This window comes from Massilia aquatica (assembly GCF_011682045.1).
Classification (GTDB): Bacteria; Pseudomonadota; Gammaproteobacteria; order Burkholderiales; family Burkholderiaceae_D; genus Telluria_A; species Telluria_A aquatica.
This window is the reverse complement of record NZ_VVIW01000013.1, coordinates 136743-163488: the sequence shown is the minus strand read 5'-3', so window position 1 is coordinate 163488 and position 26746 is coordinate 136743. Positions and strand designations below refer to the sequence as shown.

Here is a 26746-nt window from a genome sequence, read left to right as displayed (position 1 = left end):
GCTCACTGGCCGGGAAAGGATGCCATCGGCCAGCGCAACTCCACCGTTCGCTTGTGCGGAGCGCAGCCGCAATGGCGGATGCTGACTGTTGTGGCGCGGGTTTTTACCGGCGAAGTCCCTTTGGGAAAACCGCTTGACCAAGAAAAACAGCTATAGCGCAAGTTTCCCATCGCGTTCTTAATGCAATCGGCGTACACGGCTCGGCATATCGTCATTGACAGCGCTTCTCGCAGATTCGAAGCTGCATTCGCTGAGTCCCGGCGCCAGGTAAAGCGTGCCAGCCGCGTCGACTTGTTACGAATTAAGAATATTTCTAAAAAGCTCTAAACTTCCGCGCCATTTCCCAGATGTATTGGTAGAAGCGGCCTGTTGAGCCGCAGGTCGAAAGTTTGTCAATACGCGCGATCAGGGCAGTCCGTCCCGCGCACTGATTTTTTGGCAATCCAAACGACCGCCTCCGTCCAAAATATTTGGCTGTCCAGTGATAGCCATCCAAACGCAAGGTATACATCTATATGGTAGCGATCGTCAGCGGCAACACTCTGGGTTTGAGCCTTACCTCACTGTCGACCCTGGGCCAGAACGGCGCCAGCGGGTCCTCCGCGCTCGGCCGTAACGGCCAGCAGGTGTATGTGAACAGCGCCAACGGCAATCTGGTGCTGCAGAACCGCGACGATCGCCTGATGGGGCAGGGACTGGATGCAACAGTCCTGCGCAGCTATAACAGCCAGGGCAATTTCCAGGGCGAAGGCAGCGCCGATAACTGGCGCCTCGGCTTCTATCGCAGCGTCGGCAACGTGACCGGGAAATTCAACTCCGAAGGCACGATCACGCGCACCGACGGCGACGGCGCCCAGTTGGTGTATGTGTACGACGTCCATCTCAGGGCCTACGTCCATCGCGAGGGTGCGGGCGCCTACGACCTGCTCAAATACGATGAAACCAGCAAGCAGCTCACCTGGATCGATGGGGATACCCAGGCGGTCGAGACCTATGATTGGACATCCGGCAAGGGCAAGATGATCCGCCAGGCCGACCGCAGCGGCAATTTCGTCGACTTCACCTATGACGGCGAGCGCCTGATCGCGCTGACCGACCAGGATGGCGAGAAAATGGTGCTCGACTATGCCGATGGCAGGCTGCGCCAGATTCATACCGAAGCGCGCGGCGGCGCCATCCAGACCCGCACCCGCTACGGTTACGACGCCCTTGGCCGCCTGAGCAGCGTGACGGTCGATCTGAGCCCGGAAGACAACAGCATCGCCGACGGCCGCAGCTACGTCACCACCTATGGCTACGATGGCGACAGCAAACGCCTCGCCAGCGTTCTCGAGAGCGACGGCACCCACGCGACCTTCACTTACAAGCAGCTTGGCGCGAGCTGGCAGATCGCCAGCATGAGCCAGACGGTCGATGGCGTAGCGCGCACCACACGCTTCGATTACGCCGACCTGAACAATGCCTTGCCCGCCAGTGCGCAGGTCGATGAAAGCAAGCTCGATACCATCGGCGACAAGGTGGTCGGCACCAGCGCGCCGCTCGATCCGTCGCGCCTGACCACCAGCGAGACGGTTGTCACGAACAACAATGCCAGCATCGATAACGGCAAGCTGGTGACGACCGATACGCTGACCGAGGCGCGCGGCGCCAGCGTATTAACCGACCGCCTCTCCACCAGCGAAACGCCAACCAGCGCCGGCTACGCGTCGCTTAACCACTCGAAACTGACCAGTACGGAAGCGCTGATTGCCGATCACAAGGCCGCCATCAATAGCGCGGCGCTGGATTTGCGGGAAGCGCAGGGCGACACCAACAGCCTGGCGCTCGATGCCGCCAGACTGTCGACCACGATCACCCAGGTCGACCGCCGCAGCGCCGGGTTGGTCAGCTCCGCGCTGACCACGCAGAGTCCGGCCACGTATATGGTGAAAGCGGGCGACACCTGGACCAGCCTGACGAGCCGCCTGTACGGCAGCGCCTACCCCGAGGCGGCGCTGGCGCTGCAGGCGGCGATGGGCAATGCGGCCCTGAGCGCAGGCGCGACCCTGTCCGGTCTGCCGGCCACGCTCGGCTATGACGTCAAGACAACGCTGACGGTAGCGCCGTACTACCGTATCGTGCTGGGCGACAGCTGGAGCGCAATTGCCCAGAAACTGTACGGCACCAGCGATGCCGATGCGGTCGCCGCGCTGCGTGCGGCCATGGGCAACCCGACCTTGCTGACCGATGCCACCCTGGGCAAGCTGCCCGCAACACTCGATTACCAGGTGACAGTGGCGGTGCCGGCCTATTATGCGATCCGCAGCGGCGATACCTGGACCCGCATCGCGCAGACGCTGTACGGCACCAGCGCGCCGGAAGCGGGGGCCGCGCTGCGGGCCCTGCTGGGCGACCCGGCGCTGGTCCCGGGCGCCAAGCTGACGGACCTGCCGTCCAGCCTGGCCTACACCACAACCACCGTGGCGGTAACGCCGTACTACCGCGTCCAGAGCGGTGATACCTGGGCCAGCATCTTTGCCGCCCTGTTCGGCAAGACCGAAGTCGAAGGCGCCAAGGCCTTGCAGTCGGCCATGGCCAATGTGGCGCTGGTTCCCGGCGCCAAGCTCGAATCGCTTCCGGGCGGGATCAATTACACCATCGGTGCGGTAACTGTACCGGCCTACTACCGCATTCCTCAAGGCGCGACATGGTTCTCCATCGCGACCTTTCTTTACAATACCAACGAGCCGGCGAGCGGCGAGGCTTTGCGCCTTGCGCTCGGCAATCCAGAACTGGTGCCTGGCGCCAAGCTGACCGGTCTGCCGGCCAAGCTCGCCTTCGACGTCGTCACGCCGGTCGCGCCGTATTACGTGGTGCGCAGCGGCGACACCTGGAGCAGCATTGTACTGGCGCTGTACCGTAGCGACGATGCCGGCCTGGTCCAGCGCGTCAAGAGCGGCTACGCGGCCGATGCGCTGACGCCGGGCAAGACGCTGCGCAATCTGCCGGCAACCGTTAACTACAGCACCAGCACCACCGTCACGCTCAATGCCACGTATGTGGTCAAGACGGGCGACACCTGGGCCGCCATCGCGCTGTTCCTGTTCGGTACGGAAGACCGCAACGCCGTCGCCGCTCTGCGCGGCGCGCTCGGCAATCCAGTTCTCGCCGCCGGGGTCAAGCTGGCCGGCGTGCCCGCCACCCTGCGCTACGACGTCACCGCCACCGGCGTGCCGGTAGCACCTTACTACCGGGTGCGCGAAGGTGATACCTGGGCCAGCGTCACGGCGGCCCTGTACGGCACCAGCGATGCCGGCGCCGCCGAGGCGCTGCGTACCTTGCTCGGTAACCAGGCACTGCTGGCGGGCGCCCAGCTCGCCAACGTCCCGTCTACCTTGCACTATGCCCAGGCGCCGGCGACCGGTGCGCAAACCCGCATTACGGATGCGCTCGGTAATGTCACGACCCTGACCAGCGACAGCACCGGCCGCCTGACGGAGGCTTACGGCCCGGCCGCCGGCGGCGTGTCGGCCGGCATGCGCTTCACCTACGACGCGAGCGGCAACCTGAAATCGCGTACCGATGGCGCCGGTAATACCAGCACCTACGAATACGATGCACGCGGCAATCTGATCAAGATTTATGATGAGCTTGGTTTTATCGTCAACCACGACTTCAGCGAGAACAATCAGCTGATCAGGGAAACGGCGGCGTGGAGTAACACCCAGTCGAACTTGCGTTTTACCCGTGATACGCTGCACGCGTACGACAGCGCGGGACGCCTGCGCTTTACCAAAAGCCCGGATGGCAGGGTCACCGAGTACCGCTACGATGGCTTCGGCAACCGTACCAGCGTGATCGACTACAGCGCCGATGGGTTCAGCGGCACCAACAGCGAAGCGGCTTTCATGAGCTGGGCTGCGGGCATCGCCGACAAGTCGCGCAACCAGCGCACCGATATCAGCTACGATTTCCGCGGGCAGGTCAGCAAGACAACCAGCTGGAAGACGCTCGACAGCAGCGGCGCCGGTGTCGCCGACGGACTGCAACAGGTGACCAGCATGGTGTATGACCAGAGTGGACAACTGCTGCAAAGCATCAGCGCCGCCGGCCTGGCGACCAGCTACGCCTATGACGGCCTGGGACGCACGCTCAATGTCCACGACAATACCGGCATGGCGGCGACCAGTGTTTATGACGATGCGGGCAATGCCGTGCGCACCACCCTCAGCAGCGGCATGGTCAGTACCACGGTGTTTAATCGAGCAGGTGAACTGATCGCCAGGATCGACACCGGCGCAGGCGCGGTGCTGGGTGAGACCCGCTTCTGGTACGACGCCGGCGGACGCCTGCGTCTGACGCAAAACGCCAACGGCGCCAAAACCATGCGGTGGTACGACGGCGCCGGCAACCAGATCGGCGAGGTCGATTCCAGCGGTGCCTTGCGCGAGTATCGCTACGACCTCAATGGCCGCCGTACCCAGAGCATCGCCTACGCGACCCGGGTCGATCCGGGCGTGGCCATGAGCGCCTCGCGCGACCTGGGCGCGGCCGACAATGCCGCCTTCCTGCAAAGCATGCTGGAGCTGAGCCTGGACTCACTGCGTCCGGCCGCCAGCGCGCAGGACGCCAGGACCTGGACCATCTACGACGCCGCCGGGCGTCCTGTGTGGCAGGTCGATGCGCTCGGCTACGCCACCCAGACCCTGTATGACGCCACCGGCAAGCAGTACGCCACCAATCGCCTGGCCACCCCGCTCGACACTGCCTTGCTGGGCGACGGCAGCGCGGTCATGCTGCGCCTGGCCGGCAGCAGCACCACGGTGCGGCTGAGCGAAAGCGGCATCCCGGCCGGTCCGCACAGTCCGCGCACCTTCGTGGCGGTGGCCAGCGCCGCTGATGCCGCGCGCGCGCTCAGCGGCACCATCAGTTTCTTTGCCGACGGCGTGTTGTTAGGCAGTGCGGCCCTGGTCAACAATACCGCCAGTTTCACCACCGGCAGCATGCTCGCCGGACATCACCAGATCACGGCCGTGTACTCGGGCGACGCCGCCAATGTCGGCAGCAATTCGAACGAGATCGGCGCCGACGTGCTGGCGGGCGCTCCGAGCACGGTTACCCTGGCGCTCGACCTGGCCAAGCCGGTGTACGGCGCCGCCGCCACCCTGCGCGCCAGCGTCAGTGGGGTCAATCCGTCCGGCATGGTCGCCTTCTATAACGGCACGAGCCTGCTTGGCCATGCGTCGGTCGTCAATGGCGTGGCCACCCTGGCCTTGCCGTCGTTGCCGCTTGGCGCCAACCGCCTGAGCGTGGCTTACCTGGGCGACGATGCCAACGCCGCCAGCAGCTCGGCGGTGCTGGAGCAGGCGGTCGCGATCGCGCCGACCTCGGTCGTGCTCAGTGCGTCGGATCTGCACCCGAGCGCCGGCGATCAGGTCACGCTCACGGCGACGGTCCAGGCTTACCGCCCTGGCGGCACGGTCAGCTTCTACGACCGCAACGCCCAGTTGCTCGGCAGCGCGATGGTCATCAATGGCGTTGCAACCCTGGTGGTGCGCAACCTTGCCTCCGGCACGGCGGAACTGAAAGCCGTGTACTCGGGCGACCCGAACAATGCGGGCAGCACCTCGGCGGTGTTGTCGGCGCCAGTCACCGGCGCGCTGAGCCAGACCACCCTGTTTGCCAGCACCACCACCAGCGGGACTGCCACGGCGCTCAGCCTGGTCGCGGAAGTGCGTGGTTTCAGCCCGACCGGCCAAGTCAACTTTTTCGATGCGAACAATGGACTACTCGGCAGCGCGACCGTGGTGCAGGGCTTGGCCACCTTGTATCTGGTCAATCCGACGGTGACCAGCGAGCAGGTGCTGGCCGTGTATGCGGGCGATGCCAATAATGCCGACAGTGTCGCGCGCGTGTTTCCGTACCCGCGTCAGGCGGCAAGCCTGGCGCTCACCAGTGCCACCAAGGAAATGGTCGCGTTTGGCGAGGCGCAGGTCAACTACACCCTCGAGGGTGTCAATCCGGGCGGAACGGTTTCGCTGATCGATGCGCAGGGCCGGCTGATCCGCCAGGTGCCGGCAGCGAAATCGATCACGTTCAACATCAAGGATTATCCTCTCCCAGCCGGCGCCAACACCCTGACCGTGCTGTACTCGGGGGACGCCACGAATGCGGCCGCAGCGTCGCAAGTGGTGCTCAAGGTAACGCCAGCCAATAGCACCACGGTACTGACACTGAACAACATTACAGACGGGAAGGTGTTGACCGGCCAGACCGTGGAACTGACGACGAAAGTGACCGGCAATCCCGGCGTGACGCCAAGCGGCGAGGTCGAGTTTGTCGAATCGGCCACCGGAAAGATCATCGGCACGGCCAAGCTGGTCAATGGCGTGGCGTCGTTGGGTGCGCAATTCGACACATCCTTCAGCATGATGTCGATCGTGGCGCGCTACAAAGGCGACCAGCTTTACGCCGCCTCGACGAACGGCACCTATCTGACCGTCAATCAGGCACCGGGGTCGATTCCTGTCGCCCAGATCACGGCCAGCGCCGCCACAGCAGCCCAGGGGACGAGCCTGACCCTGACAGTCAGGATCGGCACTGCAGACGGCCTGAACAAGCCGGAACTGCTCAATGGTAACGTGTATTTTTATAGCGGCAAGACCTACCTGGGTTACGCCAGTACGGTGGCGGGGGTGGCCACGCTGGCGACCAGCCTCGCCAGCGTAGGCATGACGCCGGTGCAAGCGGTTTTCGTTCGCTCCAGCGCGTACTCCGGGCAGGTGGACAACCAGGCTGCGACCAATACGGTGGCCGTCAACGTCACTGCGGTGAGCAATCCGCCTGCCATCAAGCAGGGCAAGCCGAGCAAGACCGTGCTCTTGCTGGAGCGCGGCAGCGTCGATACGAACCTTGCCGGCACCGACCAGCCATTGACCCTGCACGTGAAGGTCAGCGGCGAGGGCGTCCAGTACGGCACTGTGTCGTTTTACAGCGGCAGCCAGCTGATCGGCGTGGCCGACTTCCGCTCCGGCGAGGCCTATCTTCAATTGGGCAAACTGCCGGTGGGAGATTATTCCTTCAGCGCGGTCTACTCCGGCTACGGCACGGCGGGCCAGAGCGAGTCGGTCGCACACGGGGTGAGCGTCAGCGCCGCAGCCAGCACCACCTTGCTGAGCGCACAGCCTTTGCCGGGCGCAGCCAAGGACCGCTACGCCCTGATCGCCCAGGTGACCGGCAACTTGCTCACCACCGGCATCGTCAAGTTCTACAATGGCAACGCCCTGGTCGGGCAGGCTGCGCTGGTCAATGGTGTCGCCAGGCTCGATGCCACCCTGGCTGGTGGTCCCGCCATCCTGCGTGCGGAGTATGCCGGCGACGCCGCCAGTGCCGCGAGTATTTCGGCCCACCTGGCCGCGCTGGTGTTCAACGACTCCGTTACGGTCGACCTGAGCTCCGCCGCCGCCGCCAGCGTCGTTGGCGTACCGCTGCTGCTCAGCGCCCGGGTGAGCGGTTCCACCCCGCATGGCACGGTCAGTTTCTTCGATGGCGAGCTGTTGCTCGGCAGCGCGAATGTGATCGATGGCATTGCGACATTGCAAGTCGACAATGTTCAGGTCGGCGCGCGCCGCTTGACCGCGCTGTATTGCGGCGATGTCAACAATCGCCAGGCTGCCTCCGCCGTCCTGGCGCAGGCGGTCACCCGTCCCGCCAGCGGCATGGTGCTGATTTCGAACGGAGGCCAGGGCAATATCGCCTCGCCGTTGCGCCTGAACGTGACCATGGCCGAGCCGGGCGCTACCGGCACGGTCAAGTTTATGAGCGGCAATCTGCTGATCGGAACTGCCACCCTGGTCGATGGACAAGCTTCGCTCAGCCTCGATCGCCTGGTCGCCACCACCGGCGATGTGCGTGCCGTGTACGAGGGCGACGGCAAGGCCGCAGCCACGTTCTCCGCGACCGTCGCACTGAAACTGGTGGCGGTCAACACCAGCATCAGCATGAGTGCAACCCCGGCCACCACCTATGGCGACCCGCTGACCGTGCGGGTCGAGGTCGGCGGCAATCAGCCTGGCGGCATGGTAGTCTTTTCCGTCTCTCGGGTTGACCCCGACTTCAACAAGCTGATCCCGGTACCGGTGGTCGACGGCGTCGCTACCCTGGTGCTGCCGTTTGCACTTACTCCCCAGACCTACTACATTCGCGCAAGCTACTTAGGCGATGGCTTTAATGCCCCGGCGGTGGCCCCGGCCATCCTCCACAAGGTGTCGTCCGGTCAGGCAAGCTTGCAGGTCAATGCCGCGCAGACCATTGTCTCCAGCGGTAGCAATATCATCCTTTCGGCCCAGGTCACGCCGAACGGCAATGCGCCCGTCGGCGGCAAGGTGGAGTGGTACGAAGGCACGACCTTGATTGGCACGAGCGAACTCGGCGTCGATGGCTCGGCGCGTCTGCTTACCCGCCTGTCCGCAGGCGCCCATAGCCTCAGCGCGCGCTATGCCGGCGATTCTTACCACAGCCCATCGGCCACGCCGGTGGCGTTCAATGTTGTGGTTCCGCCCCAGCTCCAGGCCACCACCCTGGCAGTGGCGCCAAGCGGCGGGACGCTTAACGCCAATGGCAGCGGCAGCATCACACTTACTGCAACCGTAGCCGGTGGCAGCAATCCCTCCGGCGTCGTCAGCTTCATGCTGGGCAACAGCTTGCGCACGCTGGGGACGGCCAACGTGCTCAATGGCGTGGCGACCTTGGTTCTGTCGGGCAACGACATCGGCAAGGCAACCGGCTACGTCAGCCTGAGCTATTCGGGCGACGCCGCCAACGCGCCTTCGGTCCAAATTAATGGACCGTACATTAATGCCGACGGCGTGCGTGCCTCCGATACCCGGCCGGTGAGCTTGCCGGTGCTTAGCACCTCGACGCTGGCGACGGCCTTCGGCAATCGACTGGTCATCCGTGCCAGGATCGGCGATCCGGCCGCATCGGGTACCATCAGCTTTTATGATAAACAAGTCCTGCTCGGCAGTGCAAGGGTCGTCAATGGTGTCGCCGAGTTGAGCGTGCCGGTGCCGAGTAGTCGTCTTGCAAGCTTGTCCGCTAGTTACTCCGGCGACGCGCTGCATGCACCATCGAGCGGCGGATCGCTGGCAGCGCAGGCGCCGTATGCCGATGCCGAGGTGCTGCTGAGCGTGCCTGAAAGCTTTGTCAGTGGCGAGCAGCTCACCATCAAATTTACGGTCCACGGCGCGTACCGCACCGGCATGGTCGAGGTGTTCTGTGACGGCGTCAACGTCGGACGCTCTTACTCCTCCGGCGGCATTGGCACATTCACCTGGAACACTCCGGTCATGACCTCGGGCCCACATCGGTTCGAAGCCCAATTCGTGGCCGAAAACGACTTGGCCAGGAGGGCCAGTAATGCAGTGGTGGTACGGTCCGCAGCGAAGACCACCACGGTCGTGCGCTCCGAGCCGCCGGTAGCGCTAATCGGCACCGAGGTCGCGCTCATTGCCAGCGTGAACGGCGACCATCCTGGGGGCGTGGTGGAATTCTACGAAAACGGCGCGTTGCTCGGATCGGCACTGGTTGTCGACGGGGTCGCCACCCTGTTGACGCGCAGCACCATCCAGGGCAATCGCCTAGTACGCGCGTATTATTCGGGAGACGCCAATAACAATGAATCGAAGGATGTCTCGGCCACCAGCGATAGCCCGAACGGCCGTACGGTTGCCGTTGCCACCACCACGGCGCTGGAGAGTCGCATCGTGCAGGGCGCGGGCGGCGCCAGCCAGATCGTCACCGCCACCGTCACCGGGGTTCGTCCCGGTGGACGCGTCACCTTCCTCGACCAGTTCGGCAACGTGCTGGGGATCGCCACTATCAGCGACAGCGATTCGCTCAGCCTGGGCCGGGCCGTCCTGACGTTGGATAGCTATGTCGAGGGCAGGGGAGCTGTCATGGCCAGTTATAGTGGCGATGCCAATAACGCCGTTAGCGTTGCTGGCCCGGCCGCCGTGCCGGGCCAGCGCACCTCGCTGGCCCTGGCCGGTTCGCCCGCCTCGGTGTCGTTCGGCACCGCGCTGACGCTGAGCGCGACGCTCGGCGACAGCCAGGCACGGGGCGTGGTCAGGTACTTCAGCGATGCCGGCAAATTCCTGGGTTCGGCCGAGGTTGTCGATGGGGTCGCGCGCTTGGTTGTGGACGACCTCCCACCCGGCCAGCGCACCATTTCCGCAGTTTATCAGGGTGACCTGGGCCATGCCATGCAAGTGGCCAGCATGGTGCAGGACGTGGCGCAGGCGCAGACCGCGACCACGCTCAGCACCAACGGCGCTACGGTCGATGAAGGCACGCCCCTGATCCTGACGGCCAGGGTCGAGCACCTTGGCCGCGGCTATCCTGGCGGCACGGTCACCTTCTATGACGGCGCCACCGCCATCGGCACTGCCACCCTGTTTAACGGGGTGGCAGTGCTCGCGTTGAAAAATCTTGCCACTGGCGGCCATGCGCTCAGCGCGCGTTACGATGGCGACGCCAATAACCGCGCGGCACGCTCTGACGCGATTGTCCAGACCGTGCTGCAAGCGCCGCTTCCGACCAGCATTGCGCTGTCGATGTCGAGCACCAGCGCGCGCCGCGGCGACGAGGTGACCTTTACCGCCCGTGTTACCGGCGACGCCGGCGCTGGCCCTGGCGGGTTGGTCACGTTCGTCAACGACAAGGGCGTGCTCGGCACCGCGATGTTAGTCGACGGCATGGCCCGGCTGACCTACCGGGTTCCTACCACAAGCAATGTCGAGGTATATGCGGTGTATTCGGGCGACGAACGCAACGCCGGCACGAGCGGCCTGCGCACCCGATTGACACTGAGCGTGTCGGAAAATCCGGCCGCACCACCGGTGCCGGTGCCGGTCGCCACGCCATCGAGCCTGTCGCTGTCGGCCACGCCGCCGAAGGTCGCATTCGGCGACGCCATTCGTCTTACGGCGGCGGTAAAGGGAGTGCCCGGCGCCCCGGCACCGCGCGGGGCGGTGATTTTCTATAACGACCGCGACTTGCTGGGCAGCGCCCAACTGATCGACGGCGTCGCGACCCTCGACTGGTCGAACCGCTCGCCGTTCGAGGAGAACGTATACGCGGTCTACTCGGGAGATGACGCCAATGCGCCGACCAGCATGGTCAACGTGACTATGCTGCCTGTTGTGTTCGAAGACATCATCATCGATCCGCTGGTCTCGGCAGTGGTGCGCATGGTGGGCAACAAGCCGGTGATCGATCTGATGGCGATCGTTAAATATCCTCCTGGAAATCTGTCCAAGCTGTTGGACGGTTCCCGCAATACCTACGTCAATTTCTATCTGAATGGCAAACGGCTGGAGCGCGCTGTAGTCATCGATGGCATGGCGATGCTCACGGGCTTCCACAACGAAAATCTGATGAGCGGCACCCTCACGGCGGTTTACGATGCCGCCGGTTACGTCAAGGCGAGCGGTACTTCGGTAGGACAGGCCGTTACTGTGCCCGACAGTTCCACCTTGCCGCTGATTCTGACCAGCAGCGCGAAGACACCGGGCGGGCTGCCCGTGACCCTGACCGCTAACGTCCCGGGAAATTCCTTTCCTTGGCGGACGGCGGACGGTACCATCAGCTTCTTTGACGGAAGCGTCTTGCTTGGCAGCGTGGATCCCGATATTGATGGCGCCAAACTGGTGCTCGATTTCCTGCCTGCCGGAACGCACCAGTTCCGTGCCGAATACTCGGATAACCCGGGCAGCGCGATCGCAGCGTCGAGCTCGGAAGTGCTTCTCTACACAGTCAACAATCCCCCCGCAATTCTTGAAGGTAAGAGCGTGCTGGTCGATGCGGCAGGCAAGGAACTGACGGAACAGCAGGCCAAGCTGGCGCGCTTTGCCCGGATCAGCATCAAGGTCAACGGCACGGCGCCCTCCGGTACCGTCGCCTTGTTCGGTGCCGACCCCAGCCTGCGCTTCGGCTCCGGCACGGTGGTCGACGGCGTCGCCGTCATCCTCGTACCGCTAAGCTCGTTGCGCTCCGGCTCCAATACGGTAAGGGTCGTGTATTCCGGCGACGCCTACAACGCAGCGGGTGCACCGCTCATGTTCAGTCTTCCTAACCTTACCGGCGTCGATGTCATCGCACCGGAGGCCGCCACGCTGAGCCTGACCAGCAGCCCGGCCGCAGCCGGCATGGTGACCTTGCAGGCGGTCGTCAATGGCAACAACCCGGATGGCAGCATCACTTTCAAGGATAGCTACGGAAACATTCTTGGCGTGGGCGTGATGCTGGCCGGACGCGCCAGCCTGACCGTAGCCGATCCGGCCGGTGGCCTGGCTGGCGTCAGCGCCGAGTATGCCGGCGATGCCAAGAACAGCGCGCGCATTACCAAACACGCCGTGGCGGCGCCGCTCGCCCCGACCGGCACGGGACTGGCCGTGAGCAGCAGTGCCGACGGCATCGTGCTGGCGGCAACCGTTGCCGGTACGGGCCAGTCACCCGGCAAGGTGGCTTTCTACAGCGGCTCGGTACTGCTTGGCACCGTCGATACGGTCAACGGCAGCGCCTCGCTCAAGCTGATGTCGTTGCCCGCCGGGGCCAACCGCCTGGTGGCGGTCTATCTGGGCGATGCCCTGTCGGCGTCGAGCATGTCGGCGGTGGTGCACCAGGACATGGCAGGCACCGTGGTCGGCGTCGCACTGAGCGGGCCGGGACCGGTACGCCAGGGTGCGCCGATCACTTACCGGGCGACGGTCAGCGGCAAGCTGCCAAGCGGGGTGGTGACTTTCCTGAACGGAAAAATTGTGCTGGGGACCGAGCGCGTGACCGATGGCGTTGCGACCCTGACCTTGGCGAGCAACGCCTTCGACATCGGCACGCTGGCCATCGTCGCCTCGTTTGCCGGCGATGCGGACAATCCGCCCGCACTCTCGGCGCCGCTCCAGCAGATCGTTCGGACCGGCGTCAAATCGGTCGTCGTCGGGCATAGCGACGCCGATCGCAAGACGCGCCAGTTCATGGACAGCGACGGCAACGTGCGCGCCACCCTCGACGCCGAGGGCAGCTATATCGAGTACATCTACGATGCCGCCGGCCGGCTGGTGCACACGATTGCATCTGCCAGCCCCATTCGAGGCATGCTGACAGTGCTCTCGAGTGAAGCCAATGGCGAGGCGAACAAGCACGCCAACATCACCAGCTGGATGCCGCTTCCCTCCGCCGCCGATGTGCATACCTATATCTACTACGATAGCCTGGGCCAGAAAATCGGCGAGGTCAATGGCGAAGGCTACCTGTCCGAGTATGCCTACGATGCAGGCGGCCGCCTGGTCGGCACGACCCGTTACGCCACGCCCGCGCGCACCCCGGTCACGGCGCAATCGAGCCTCGCGGCGTTGCGTCCCGCCGTTCATCCGGCCGACCAGAGCACCAGCCGCAGCTGGGACCTGAAGGACCGCCTGCTGAGCCAGACCGGTGCCGACGGCACCGTCACGTCCTACACCTACGACAGCGAAGGGCGCATGGTCGCCAGCATCAGCGCGCGCGACACCAGCGAAGCGCGCACGGTGTTGCGCCGCTTCGACGTCCAGGGCCGCGTCAAGGCCGAGCTGAACGGCATGGGCAGCGCCCTGATCACGGGCGAGCAGAGCGCCGCCGAGGTCGACGCCATCTGGGCCGCCCACGCCACCACCTTAACCTACGACGCGCTGGGCCAGCGCACCAGCAGCACCGATGCGCTCGGTCACCGTACCGTGTTCTTCCACGACGAGGCCGGCCGGGTGCGCTACACGGTCGATGCCGAAGGCGGCGTGACCGAAAACCAGTACGACACCCAGGGCCGGCTCGACGCCGTGCTGCGCTACGCCACGGCGATCCCGCCCGCAGCGCGCGCCGCCCTGCGCGGCGGCCTGATCGCCTCGGTGGCGAACATGGCGGACGTGGCGGCGCTGGTCACGGCAGCCAACACCCGGCCTGCTGACAACAGCATCACGCGCATGCGCTACGACGCGCGCGGCCAGGTCGTGGAAACGACCGACGCTCTCGGCGCCGCCACGCGCGCTAGCTACGACGCCTTCGGCGCCGTGGCCAGCGTCACCGCGCCGGCGACCGCCGAGCACGGCGCGACCGTCACTACCACGACCTACGACCACATGGGCCGCCAGCTGACCGTGGCGCGCAGCGGCGACAAGCTGTATGTCCAGGAGCGCCAGGCCTACGACGTGTTAGGGCGCCTGGTCCGTTCGGTGGACGGCAACGGCAACGTCACCACGCTTACCTACGACCGCATGGGCCAGGTCGTCACGACCACCGACGCCGCCAATGGCGTGCGCAAGCAGTCCTACGATGCGTTCGGGCGTCGATTGACGGTCACCGATGCGCTGGGCAACGTCACCGAGTACAGCTACGACACGGCGACGCGCAGCACCACCGTGCGCACCGCCGAAAAGGTCGCGTCGGTCACGCGCCAGAACGCGCATGGCCAGGTGCACAGCCTGACCGATGGCAGGGGCAATACCACCAGCTTCCATTACGACGCCGACGGCAACCTGGTCGACACCGTCACGCCGCTTGGCCACAGCACGCGCGACTACGACACCGCCGGGCGCCTGGCGCACACCAAGGATGCCGCAGGCAACGAGGTCAACTACACCTACGACGCCGTCAACCGTATCCTTACCCGCACCCAGGACCAGGATGGCCTGGCGCTGGTGACCCGCTACAGCTACGACGCCAAGGGCCAGCGCGTGAGCGCCACCGATGCCGCCGGCACCGTGACGCTCACCGAGTTCGACCTGCTCGGCCAGGTACTGACCCAGACCTTGGACCCGCAAGGGCTCAAGCTGGTCACCCGCTACACCCACGACGCGCGCGGCGCCACCCTGAGTGTCACCGACGCCGCCGGCGTGGTCACCGTGCATACCTACGATGCCCTGGGCCGCCGTACGTCCACCGTCGTCGATCCTGACGGGCTGAAGCTGACCGAAACCTATCAGTACGACAGCAACGACAATGTGGTCGCCAAAGTCGATACCGGCGGCAACCGCACGCAAGTTGCCTACGACAAGCTGGACCGTCCGGTGTACACGGTCGATCCGCTCGGCTACGTCACCCAGCAGAGCTACGACGCCGAAGGACGGCTCACGCGCACCGTGAACTACGTGAAACCGATCAAACTCGGCAGCGATGCCAGCCTGGAGGCCATCAAGACCCTGGTCGAGAAGGTAGCCTTGCCCGCCGAAGATACACTGGTGCACCACCTGTACGACAAGGACGGGCGCCTGGCGTTCGACGTCGACGGCCTGGGCGGCGTGACCGCCTTCGCCTACGATGCCAACGGCAACGTCGGGCAGCGTACCACCTATGCCACCCGCATCGTGATGTCGAAGTGGGTGCCGGGCACGGTACCGCCCGTGGTCGTCGATGCACTGCGTGACCAGAGCCTGCGCACGGTCTACGACAGCTCGAACCGCCCGATGTTTACGATCGACGGCACCGGTGGGGTTAGCGAACTGCGCTATGACGCCAACGGCCAGGTCAGCGAGCGGATCGGGTATGCCACTGCGATGCCGTCGTTCGTCGCGCTCACCGCCACCGGCGTGCGCGAGGCCTTGCTGACGCGCGCCGATGCCGCGCGCGACATCCATGTGCGCTACACCTACGACAAGGCCGGGCGCCTGGCCTGGGAAGTCGACGGCGTGGGCCAGGTCACCGGCTACAGTTACGACCGCGCCGGTAACCTGCTGCGCCAGGTCCGCTATGCGAAACCGCTGGCCGCCGGCGCCTTGCCAGCGGCGGTGCAGGGCGGCGCGGGCGACCGCGTCACCCTAATGGGTTACGATGCCGCCCACCGCATGGTGGTGCAGATCGACCAGGCCGGGCAAGTCACGCGCCAGAGCGTCGACCGCGCTGGCAAGGTGGTCAGCCGCACCATTTACGCCAACAGCGTCGCCATGCCGGCGGCGGGCAAGGTCCCGGCCGATGCAGTGACGCTGGCCGCCACCGTCGTCCCCGACGCGGCGCGCGACCAGACCCTACGGAGCGTGTACGACGCCATCGGCCGCGAACTGTACCGCGTCGACAGCGTGGGCGCCGTCACTGAACAGCATTACGACGCCAGCGGCCATGTGACCGAGCGCATTGTCTACGCGACACAAGTGGCGGCCTCGGTCAAGATGACCGCCGCCGATCTCGGTGCTGCGGTGGCGCTGCTCAAGGATGCCAAACGCGACAATCACGCGCGTTTCGTGTACGACGCCAACGGGCTGTTGCAATGGAGCGTGGAAGGCGAGGGCAACCTCACCGCTTACAGCTACGGCCACATAGGCGAGCTGCTTGGCCGCACCGTGTACGCCAAGGCCATTCCGGCCGACCTGTCGCAGTACAACAACATGACCTTGAGCGCTGCGGCGCTGGCCGCCACCACCGGCGCCGACGGCAAGGAAGTGCGCGTCTACGACAAGCAGAATCATCTACTTTGGACCTACGACGGCAGCGGCGCGCTGACCGAGTTCCACTACGACGTGAAGGGCAACCTGACCTCGAGTGTGTTGTCGAACAAACGCCTCGACCTGTCGCGCTTCCAAGGCAAGTTCGTGCCATCGACGTACACGTACGACCGCGATATCGCCAGCTATCGCATCTACGACGGCGCCAGTCGCCTGGAATGGACCATCGACGGCAACGGCGGCGTGGTGCATTTCGGCTACGACGGCAACGGCAACGTCATCGAGCAGACCAGCTACGCCAACCGCATCGACCGGAGCAAGTGGGCCATCGGTTCCGCCCCGGCGGTAGTGGCCGACGCCGCGCGCGACAGCGTGCAGCGCAGCGTCTACGACGCCGCCGGAAGGGTTGTGCTCAGCGTGGACGGCGCCGGCATGGTGGTGCGCTACGCCTATGCCAGCAACGGCAAGGTCAGCGACAAGCTGCGCTACGCCGAACCGATTGCGCTCTCGAGCGCCAGCACGGCGGCGGCGATCGAGGCCGCATTGAAGCCGGACAGCGTGCGCGATCTGCATGAACGCTATGCCTACGACAGCGCCGGACGGGTGGCGCTGCAAGCGGACAGCTTCGGCTTCGTCGAAGGTTATCTGTACGATGTGCAGGGCAACCTGGTGCGCCAGGTGCGCTACAGCGCGCCGATCGCCGCCGGCGCCGCGCTCGAGTCTGTCAAGACCAGCGCCTCCGACCGCGTCAGCCTGATGAGCTACGATGCCGACAATCGCCTGAAATACAAGGTGGACGAGCATGGCCAGATCACCCAGCTGTTCTACGACGCGCACGACAATGTGACCAAGCGCATCAGCTACCACCAGCTGGCCGCGCGGCCGGTGGCCGGCAGCAGCGCCACCGGCGCGGCTATCGCCGCCCTGGTCAAGCCCGACGGCGCCAACGACCAGGTGTCGTTCAGCCTGTACGACGCAGCCGACCGAGAAACCGTCAGCATCGATGCGCTGGGCCGCACCACCGTGCGCCAGTACGATGCGCGCGGCAACATGACCGACAAGATTGTCTATGCAGCCGGCATCACCGTGCCTGCCGTGCCGGATACGGCATCGGTCGCGGCGGCGGTGGCGCTGGTCGCCAACGCAGCCAGCGACGACCATGTGCGTTATGCTTACAATGCGTCCGGCTTGCTCGAGTGGAGCGTGAACGCGGCGGGCGATGTGAACAGTTACGCCTACACGTCGGCAGGCAAGCTGTCCACGCTGCTGACGTACATGCGCAAGGTCGAGCCGGGCGTCGAGCTGACAAGCGACAAGCTCAGCAGCATTCTGTTCCAGAAGGTGTACGACGCCCGCTACGACTACGTCTACGATGCCGCCAACCGCCTTGCCGTGACCGTCGACGGTACCGGCCTGATCATGGAATACCAGTACGACGGCAAGGGTAACCTGGCCGGTAAAGTGGTCAGTAACGGCCACATGGCAACGGCCTGGCACTACCGGCAAGATCCTCAGTGGAACGCGCCAAGTCAGGCCAGCACGGCGTTTACTCCCGATTTCGACAGCGACAGCATCCTGCAGACCGTGTACGACGCGCGCAACCGGCCGGTGTTCACCATCGACAACAACGGTAACGTGGTGGCGCTGAAGTACGATATGTACGACAACGTGATCGAACGCCTGGCGTATGCCAAGCCGATCGATCCGGCGACCGCGCCCACCACGGCCGCGGTCAGCGCCGCCGTGCGTGCCGACGCCAGGCGCGATGCCCGCAGCGTGCGCGCCTTCGACGCGTTTAACCGCCTGGCCTGGGAGACCGATACCGCCGGCATGGTCAGCTCCTACAGCTACGACGCCGAGGGTAACCTGATCAAGCAGGTACGCTACGGCATTCCTGTGGCGATCGGCGCCGCGCCGCAAAGCGTAGCCGAATCGGCACTGGACCGGGTCACCCTGACCGCCTACGATGCCGAGCGCCGTCCGGTGCTCACGGTCGATGGCGACGGCTACGTCAGCCGCATGGTCTACGACGCACGCGGCCGCCTGGTCGAGCAGACCAGCTACGCCAACCGCGTGGCGCGTCCGCACGCCCGCAGCGCCGCGCTGGGCGCCGATTTTGCGATGCCGGCCGCCGATGCCGCCCGCGACAAGCTGGTGCGCAGCGTGTTCGACAACTTCGGGCGCGAACTGTTCCGCCTGGACCAGAACGGCGCCCTGATCGCCTGGCGCTACAAGGACAATGTGGTCGAACGGATCGCCTACGCAGTCGCCATCGGCGCCGATACCGCGCTGACGGTGGCCGCGCTGAGCGAGGCTGCGGCCAAGGTGGCCGATGTGACGCGCGACAACTACGTGCGCGAAACCTACGACGGCAGCGGCCGCATGGCCACCTCGACCAATGCCAACGGCGGCGTCACGCGCTACACCTACGATCCGCACGGCAACCAGATCGAACGCATCATGCCGGATGGCAACCATGTCTTGCAGGCCTACGATACCGACGGACGCCTGACAACCACGCACAGCTCGCGCGGCGCGGACAGTGCCGTCAGCTACGATGCCAATGGCAAGGTCATCGTTACAATAAACCGGCCGTCCAACGCTTTCGCATCCAACTGGTACAACGCCCCGGATGGGGGGCAGGATAGCGATGTCGGTTTGAAGACAATCTTCGACGCCGCTTATCGTCCGATTTTTACGATCGACAACTACGAGAACGTGGTCGAGCAGCGCTTCGACGCGCGCGGCAACGTGATTGAACGCATCACTTATGAACGGCCTTTCCCGGCCAATACGCCGATCAACGAAAAGGCCCTGGTTGCCTTTACCGTGCAAGCTGCAAAACACAATAACTTGCGTGTGCGCTATGTATACGATGAGCTGAACAACCTCATCTCCAGCGTGGACGGCGGTGGCATCGTCACCGGCTACGGCTACGATGGCGCCGGCAACCTGGCCAAGCAGATCCAGTACGCCAACAGAATCGCCCCGGGCGCCGACCCGGCCAATGTGGTCGCCAGTGCGGACGACCGCATCAGCCTGATGGCCTACAACCAGGACAGGCAGCTGATCTATTCGATCGACCCGGAAGGCGTGCTGCGTCACCAGCAGTTCGACGCCTACGGCAACATGACCGGCGTGACGCTGTTTGCCAAGCGGATCGACGTGGCGGCCCTGGCGCTGGCGGGCGACTACGACCTGGGCAGCGTGGCCCAGAAAGCGCAAGCCCTGGCCAACCCGGCCGAGGACCGCAGCAGCCACCAGGCCTTCGACGCGCGCAACCGGCTTGCCTACAGCATCGATGCGCTCGGCCATGTGCAGAAAAATACCTACGGCCTGTTCGGCAACCTGGAATCGACCACCCAGTTCGCCACGCCCTACAAGGGCAACGATTTCAGCCAGGCGGCGCTGGACAAGCTCGTGGTCGCCGACGCGGCAAACGATCGCACCGAACTGTTCCGCTATGGCCCGATGGGCGGCGTGGTATGGCGCCAGGATGCGCTGGGAGCCACCGAAACGACGACCTACAACAGCTCCGGCCAAAAGGCCACCCTGGTCGACAAGCATGGCGCTCTGTGGACCTATACCTGGGATGGCAATGGCAATCTGGACACCGAAACAGGGCCAACCGTAGCGGGACCGGACGGGCCTTACAAGCGCGTCGTGAGGACCATCTACGATGGCCAGGGTCGTCTGCTGTACCGCCTGGAGTCCGGCGGCGGTGCGCCGCGCGATACGCGCTATACCTACGACAATTTCGGGCGACAGGTCGAGATCAGTTTCGGCGGCAGCATGAGGTATGTCACCTCGGTTGAAAAGCAGAACGATCCGGTCGGCAAGAGCAAGATCGAGTATAACGGCCTGGGCCTGGCGATCAAGAAGACCGATATCCTCAATTCGGTCAGCAACAGCATGTATGACGCCAGCGGCATGCTGCGCTTCGAGATCGATGTCAAGGGCTACGTCACCGGCTACGAGCGCAATGCGTTCGGCGAGGTGACGCGCCTGACACGCTACGCCCAGCCGATCACGTTCTACCAGGACTTACGGACCAGCCTTGCCGACATGGAAGCGCTGCTGGCCGGCCGCGATCACAGCCAGGACCGCAGCATCGTCACCCGTTACGATCACGCCGGCCGTGTACTGGAAGTGACCCAGCCCTCCGCGTATGTGATCGATGCGGCCGCCAGCGACCCTGCCCAGCGCAGCTTCGTCGCCGGCGCGGTCACGCGCAATACCTACAACAGCTTCGGCGAAGCCACGCGTATCGCCACCCTGGTCAATCCTGTGAGCGGCCAGTGGAGCGTGGTGAACAACTACTACGACCAGCGCGGTCAGCTGCTCGCCACCGTCGACGCCAGCGGCTACCTGACCACGCACACCTACGATTTCGCCGGCAATCTGACGACGACGGTGGAGTCGGCCGTCGCAGTGGCCGGCTGGACCGGCAATGAAGTAAAGGCGCCGCAGGCCCAGCTTGATGCGCGCGACCGCATCGTTACCAACACCTACAACAAGGCCAACCTGGTGCTGCGCGAGACCAGGGCCGACGGCGCCGGTAACGCGCACGTCAGCGTCAACGATTACAACACCCTTGGCCAGGTCACCTCGGTCAAATCGTGGGGGCCGGGCGCCGGCGATTCGGATTCGCCGTCGCGCATGTTCTACGATGTGCTCGGGCGCGTGACGGCAGTGCTTGATGGCAGCCGCGTGATCGGTGACGGGCTCGGCCTGACCACCTACCAGTACGATATGTATGGCAACGTCACGCTGGAAACCCGGTTTGCGAAGGGTTCGCAAAGCCGCATCAGTCCGGTGCCGGCGGAGCCGGGTCCGGAAGACCGCATCACCCGTAGCGAGTACAACCAGCAGGGCAAGCCGATCCGCGTGATCGATGCCGAAGGTAACCGGCACGACTTTACCTATGATTCGCGCGGCAATCTTAGTTCGCACGTGCACATGAAGAAGCCCGCTCCGGGCAGCGAGGCGACCTACCCTCAGTACGGCGCCGGCAACGGTTACGACCTGTTTGGCCGCTTGTCCGTCGACAATGAAACGGGCGAACAGCTCGATTACAACGCGTTCGGCGAAGTAGTGCGCAAAACGGTGGGCAACCATGTCACCACCTACGAGTACGACAACGCCGGCCACATGTGGCGCACCAATGAAAAGGGGGCCTACCAGATCCGCCTGTACGATCTGCAAGGCCGCATGGTCCAGGCGATTAACAGCGGCGGCAAGGGCCATGGCGACCGCGACCTGACCACCATCGCCAGCGCTGCCGACGCCTTGCAGCACGCCGACCTGCGCCGCATCGAGTACCGCTACGACGCTGCCGGGCGCATGATCGAGACCCTGATGCCGGAGACGCCGGCCGGCCGCGCGCGCGTGACGCAGCAGTTCGACCGCTGGGGCAACCTGCTCAGCAAGACCGAGCCGGGTCCGACCGCTGCGGCGGGGCCGACCACGGCCTACACCTACGACATGCAGGACCGCGTCACCAGCGAGCGCAATTCGCGCGCCGACGGCAGTGCGGGCGGGCGGGTGCGGGAATACACCTACACCTTTGGCATCCAGGGCACCTTGGTGGGACGCCAGACGGTCGACCGCGAAAGCGCCAACGTCACCGGTCCGTCCGCCAACGACGCCATGCGCGCACTCTGGCGCGTGACGACCGACAGCTACACGCCGGCCGGCAAGCTGCTCACCTCGGTGACCAATGGCTTGATGAAGGAGCGTCACACCTACGACAGTTTCGACCAGTTGCGCACCGACGAACTCGATCCGTCGAAGATGACGATCTACACCTACGACATGCTCGGTCATGTGACAACGGTCAGCCACTTGCCGGTCGAAGTGTTCACCGTCAAGGAAGGGGTGATGCCTGCGCGCACTACATTGTGGGTCTCGGACATGGGGCCGAGCATTCCGCCTCTGGCCCTGGTCAGCCTTGGAAAGCAGGTGCTTACCGAGAGCTACGTCTACGATGCCATGGGCTACGTGGTCAGCGCCACCAATACGGCGGGCGAGATCACGACCTACCTGCATGATATCCGGGGCAATGTGGAGCAAATGAAGGTGCCCGGCAAGATGCTGGCGACCACCCGCTGGAACAATGCCGGCCAGAAGTACTATGAGCAAGACGCGAACGGCATGTTTGCGGGATGGACCTATGACAGCTTTGGCCGGATGGCCACGTCGAACAACCGCGACAATTCGACGACGGTATATGCGTACGACAACGCGGGCCAGCTGATCAGCGCAACCAAAGCATTCAATGGGCAGGTCATCACGTATGACTACGACACGATCGGCCAGATGACGGTGATCAGCGAGATTGTGTCCGGTCCGAAAGCGTCGCCTGCCTACAGCAAGCTGTCCATCTACGAGTACGACCTGGCGGGCAACCGCACGGTGGAACGCACCATGGTTGACGGCGTGACGTTCCAGGACAACCTGCAGCGCTTCGATGGGTATCGTCACCTGCTGAGCGTGGTTGCGGACGATCACGCGGGACTGCATCAGACCCTGTCGTACGAATACGATGGCTTCGGCAACCGGACCCACTTCACCTCGAGCGCGCCGGGCAAGGATAAACAGCACAATGAAGATGGCTACTTCATGTTCGACGCGCTCAACCGCACGATCGTCACGAATGCCACCAATGCCGCCGGCGGGCTGGACAGTACATCGATCCGGCGCACCTTCGACAGCGCCGGCAACCTGGCATCGTCCACCATCGGCGCGCGCACCGAGAGCTACGACTACGATGCGATGAACCGCCTGGTCGCCACCAAGGTGAACAACGTTCTGGCGTTCAACACCAGTTACGACCGCTGGGGCCGCACTGTGGCGGATGCCGAACAGCCGAATACACCAGTGACCATCGACATGGGGCCGGCTGCACCGCTGCCGCCGCTTCCTCCGACCGCGCCGCCCGCAGGCAGTTCGCCAGAGGCGATGCAGCAGTATGAGGTCAGCCGCAAGGCGTACGAGGTTGCGCTGAAAGCCTATGAGAAGGATCTGGATAATCACAAGAAGCAGGGGATCATCTACAAGGCGATTTACGAGGTTCAGCGCGCCGCCAGCGGCTACGAACGCCATCTGCGGATGTTCGATTCATTCGGCCGGCTGATCAAGGAGCAGGCGCTGCAGGACAGCGGGCACGTCAAGAACCAGGTGTCGAACGACAGCTTCGACCACGTCGGCAACGTGAAGACCTATCACGTTGACTCGCTGGTGGGCGATCATGTATTGAGCACTTATACCAACACGTATCGCATGACGGCCAATGGCCTGGTGATCGACACGTCTTCGGGTTTCTTGCGCATGATCACGGGCGACCTGGCCGGCAAACTGGGAGACACGTCCAGCAACACCTCGATTTACGACGCGAACGGCGTGCTGATTGGGCTGACGTACAAAAATAACGGGCTGCAGCCTACGACGGGCATCTGGAAGAAATCGTTCGTTACCGATGCGCGCGGGGCGATCCTGGTCAGCCGCGAGGGCTACCACCAGTCGCCCGACCTGGAGCAGCGCCAGATCCTGAGCGGCGGCGAATTGCAGCTGCGCTACAGCAGGGACGTGGGTTCCTTCCATAAGGATGTCGAAGACGAGATCAAAGACTTCTTCTGGAAAATCTATGACAAGGACACCAGCCAGAGTGCGCTGACGCCGCATGGCTTGCGTCCATCGGGCGAGAGCGCGGCCAGCGGCGGTGCGGTGGAGGCGATGGAAGGCGAGACGCTGAGTTCCGTGGCCTTGCGCGTTTACGGCAATGCCGACGACTGGCATTTGCTGGCGGACGCCAACAATCTCGGTTTTGGGAGCGTGCTGAAAGGCGGGCAGGTGCTGGTGACGCCAGCGGCGGCTACCGATGTCGAAAGTAAGCTGACCTTCAACAATGGTAAGCTGATCGGCAATTTGTCGCCGAATCTGCCTGCCCCGCCGACGCCGAAGGATTATGGCTTTCTGGTGTTGCTGATCATCATCGTGCTGATCGTGGTCTACATTGTCGCGCCGTACGCGGCAATGGCGGCCACCGAACTTGCGGCGGCCGGCTACGCAACGGCGGCCCCGTATGTCGCCGGCGCCATCATGGGCGGCGCAACCAGCCTGGCTACGGAAGTGACGTCGGTAGCGGCAGGGAAGCAGGATGGTATCAAGTGGAAGAACGTCGGCATGGGCGCTTTCGCTGGCGCCCTCGGCGCGTCGAATCTGACAGGAAATGCCGTGGGCAGTGCCGTAGGCAATGCGGTAGCTAATAACGTCATCGTTCAGGGCTTATCGATCGCGACCGGGATGCAGAAGAGTTTCAGCTGGGCAGCTGTGGCCGGCGCTGCTGTCAATTCGGCAGTGAACCAGGATATGAAGCCGACATCACCGGCGGGTTCGTCTCCGACGATCCATGGTGATTTCGAAGAGGGGTTCAGGCGTGGCACCATGGCCGGGTTGGCAGGTCGCATGACCACGGCTCTGCTGTCGCCAGGCAAGGTCAGCTATGCAATGGTGGCGCTTGAGGCGATTAGTGACGGCATAAAGACAGGATGGGATGCGGAGCGAGGATATATAGAGGTGGAGGGGCGTCAAGCGGGCGATGGCACCAATACCCAATATTCGAAGCAGGGTGGAAGGGATAGCTCAGACATTTTAAATGAATCTAATATTCCGCCGTCGTTGAGGGCGGAATCGATCTCTGCCCCGCTGCCAATCAACCCATCATTGAGCGAATTGCCGTTTGTTCACTCTGATGCTACTGATTTCGCGGCTGCCGAGGACGCATTTTTCGATACCCCTTCCGGGCAAGAAATTTTAAGGAACGGCGGGAAATTTGGCTACGGCTTGAATGATTCTCTAGCTGACAGGCGCTCCGCATCTGAACGGCGCGAAGTCTCCCCTGAAAGTACAGGTGTTCGACCATTTGACCTTGGATTAAAAACAATCGGGCAGTATTCGTCAGGATCACCAACACCCGATCCAGCTAACTCACATAGCTACCCGGAAGTTTTCGGAGAGGGGAGTGCGGTAACTGTACGTGACGCAAAGACTGGACAACTAGTCAATTGCTGGCTTACTTCGACTGCTTGCATCATCCTTCCAACTGCGGAGCCAGGAACCATCGCTGGGAACGTGAATACGTCGCGATCCGGGCCCGAGGTACAATTGGCTGAGGTGCCGTTCGAGGGACGCAGCTCAGTCACACGTCAGGATGTGGAGTACGTTCAAGGCATGGAAGCTCGTGACAACGTCCCCGGAATGATAGTTGGGGCCGTTATCGAAACACCGGCTGCATTGATTTCGGGCGCTGTCGCAACTGTTGTCGGTCCGGTCGTCGGCGTTGTGGGCTCATTCAAGTGGGAGACATATGGCGAACAGGACGGCGTAAGAAACGCTGAAAAGCTAGCAAGTACAGTTGCTGCGAACTTAACATATCGGCCGACGACTGTTACCGGTCAATATTTTGTAGGGGGAATAGGTGAGGCGGCCTACGACAGTGGGGTGGCGGGATTGGGGTTTGCTGAGGCTAATGCACTCAGATCTAGCGCATCTTCTGCTGTTACAGGGCTGCGCTATCGTACTGGTGCTTTGATACCACCTAGCGTGCCCTCGAACCTGGCAATGCCTTCTCCAGTAATTCAAAAAAAGGCCCCACCTATAGTAGTTGGAGGGCAACAGGCTGTCGCTACCAATAAACTAATTTCTCCATCTGCTATTGTAGATAAAGAAATTAAAACACTTTCCTTGTTGGAGACCGATGTTGAGCTAAAATCGTCAGGGAACTCACCCGGTGCCGCAGCTATAGGTTTGCATTCAGATTATTTTGCAAGCCGGAGCCACCGAATTAGTCTCCCCTCAGTCATGCGAGCGCTGCGGCAAAGCAATAAGGCTGAAGGTCTGGCAGTTGCGAAAATGTTGAAGCGAGGACAAATTACAATCAATTTTTCGGACGATATTCTAGAGTCACCTCAAGGTGGACTCATGCCATTCGGCAAAAACGAAATGATTGTTTGGCGCCCTTATATCGGTAGTCCCGCACAAGCAGCTGGTGTGGTTGCTCATGAGGCAGAACACTATCTTCAAAAACTAACTCCATGGTCATACGCCGATGATATGGTTGCTTTAAAGAGTGAACTTGCTGCGTATAATGTGCAACGTGTGGTTGATAGTGCGACGTCGCTAAAAACCGATGCTCACGTAATGAAATTATTGGTTGAAAATAATAAACTTTATCCCAATATTACGCAAAAGACGGTTGATAAGTATATTAAATCAGGTGCTGAGTACCAAATACGGATAAAATAATT

General features: G+C 63.4%; 1 protein-coding gene. It reads left to right on the top strand.

Features of this window, described 5'->3' with window-relative positions; translation table 11 throughout:
• Positions 1-548: 548 nt before the first annotated feature.
• Positions 549-26744, top strand: a complete 26196-nt coding sequence (locus F1609_RS20940) for an Ig-like domain repeat protein (RefSeq protein WP_206752966.1) — start codon at positions 549-551, stop codon at positions 26742-26744.
• Positions 26745-26746: the final 2 nt, after the last annotated feature.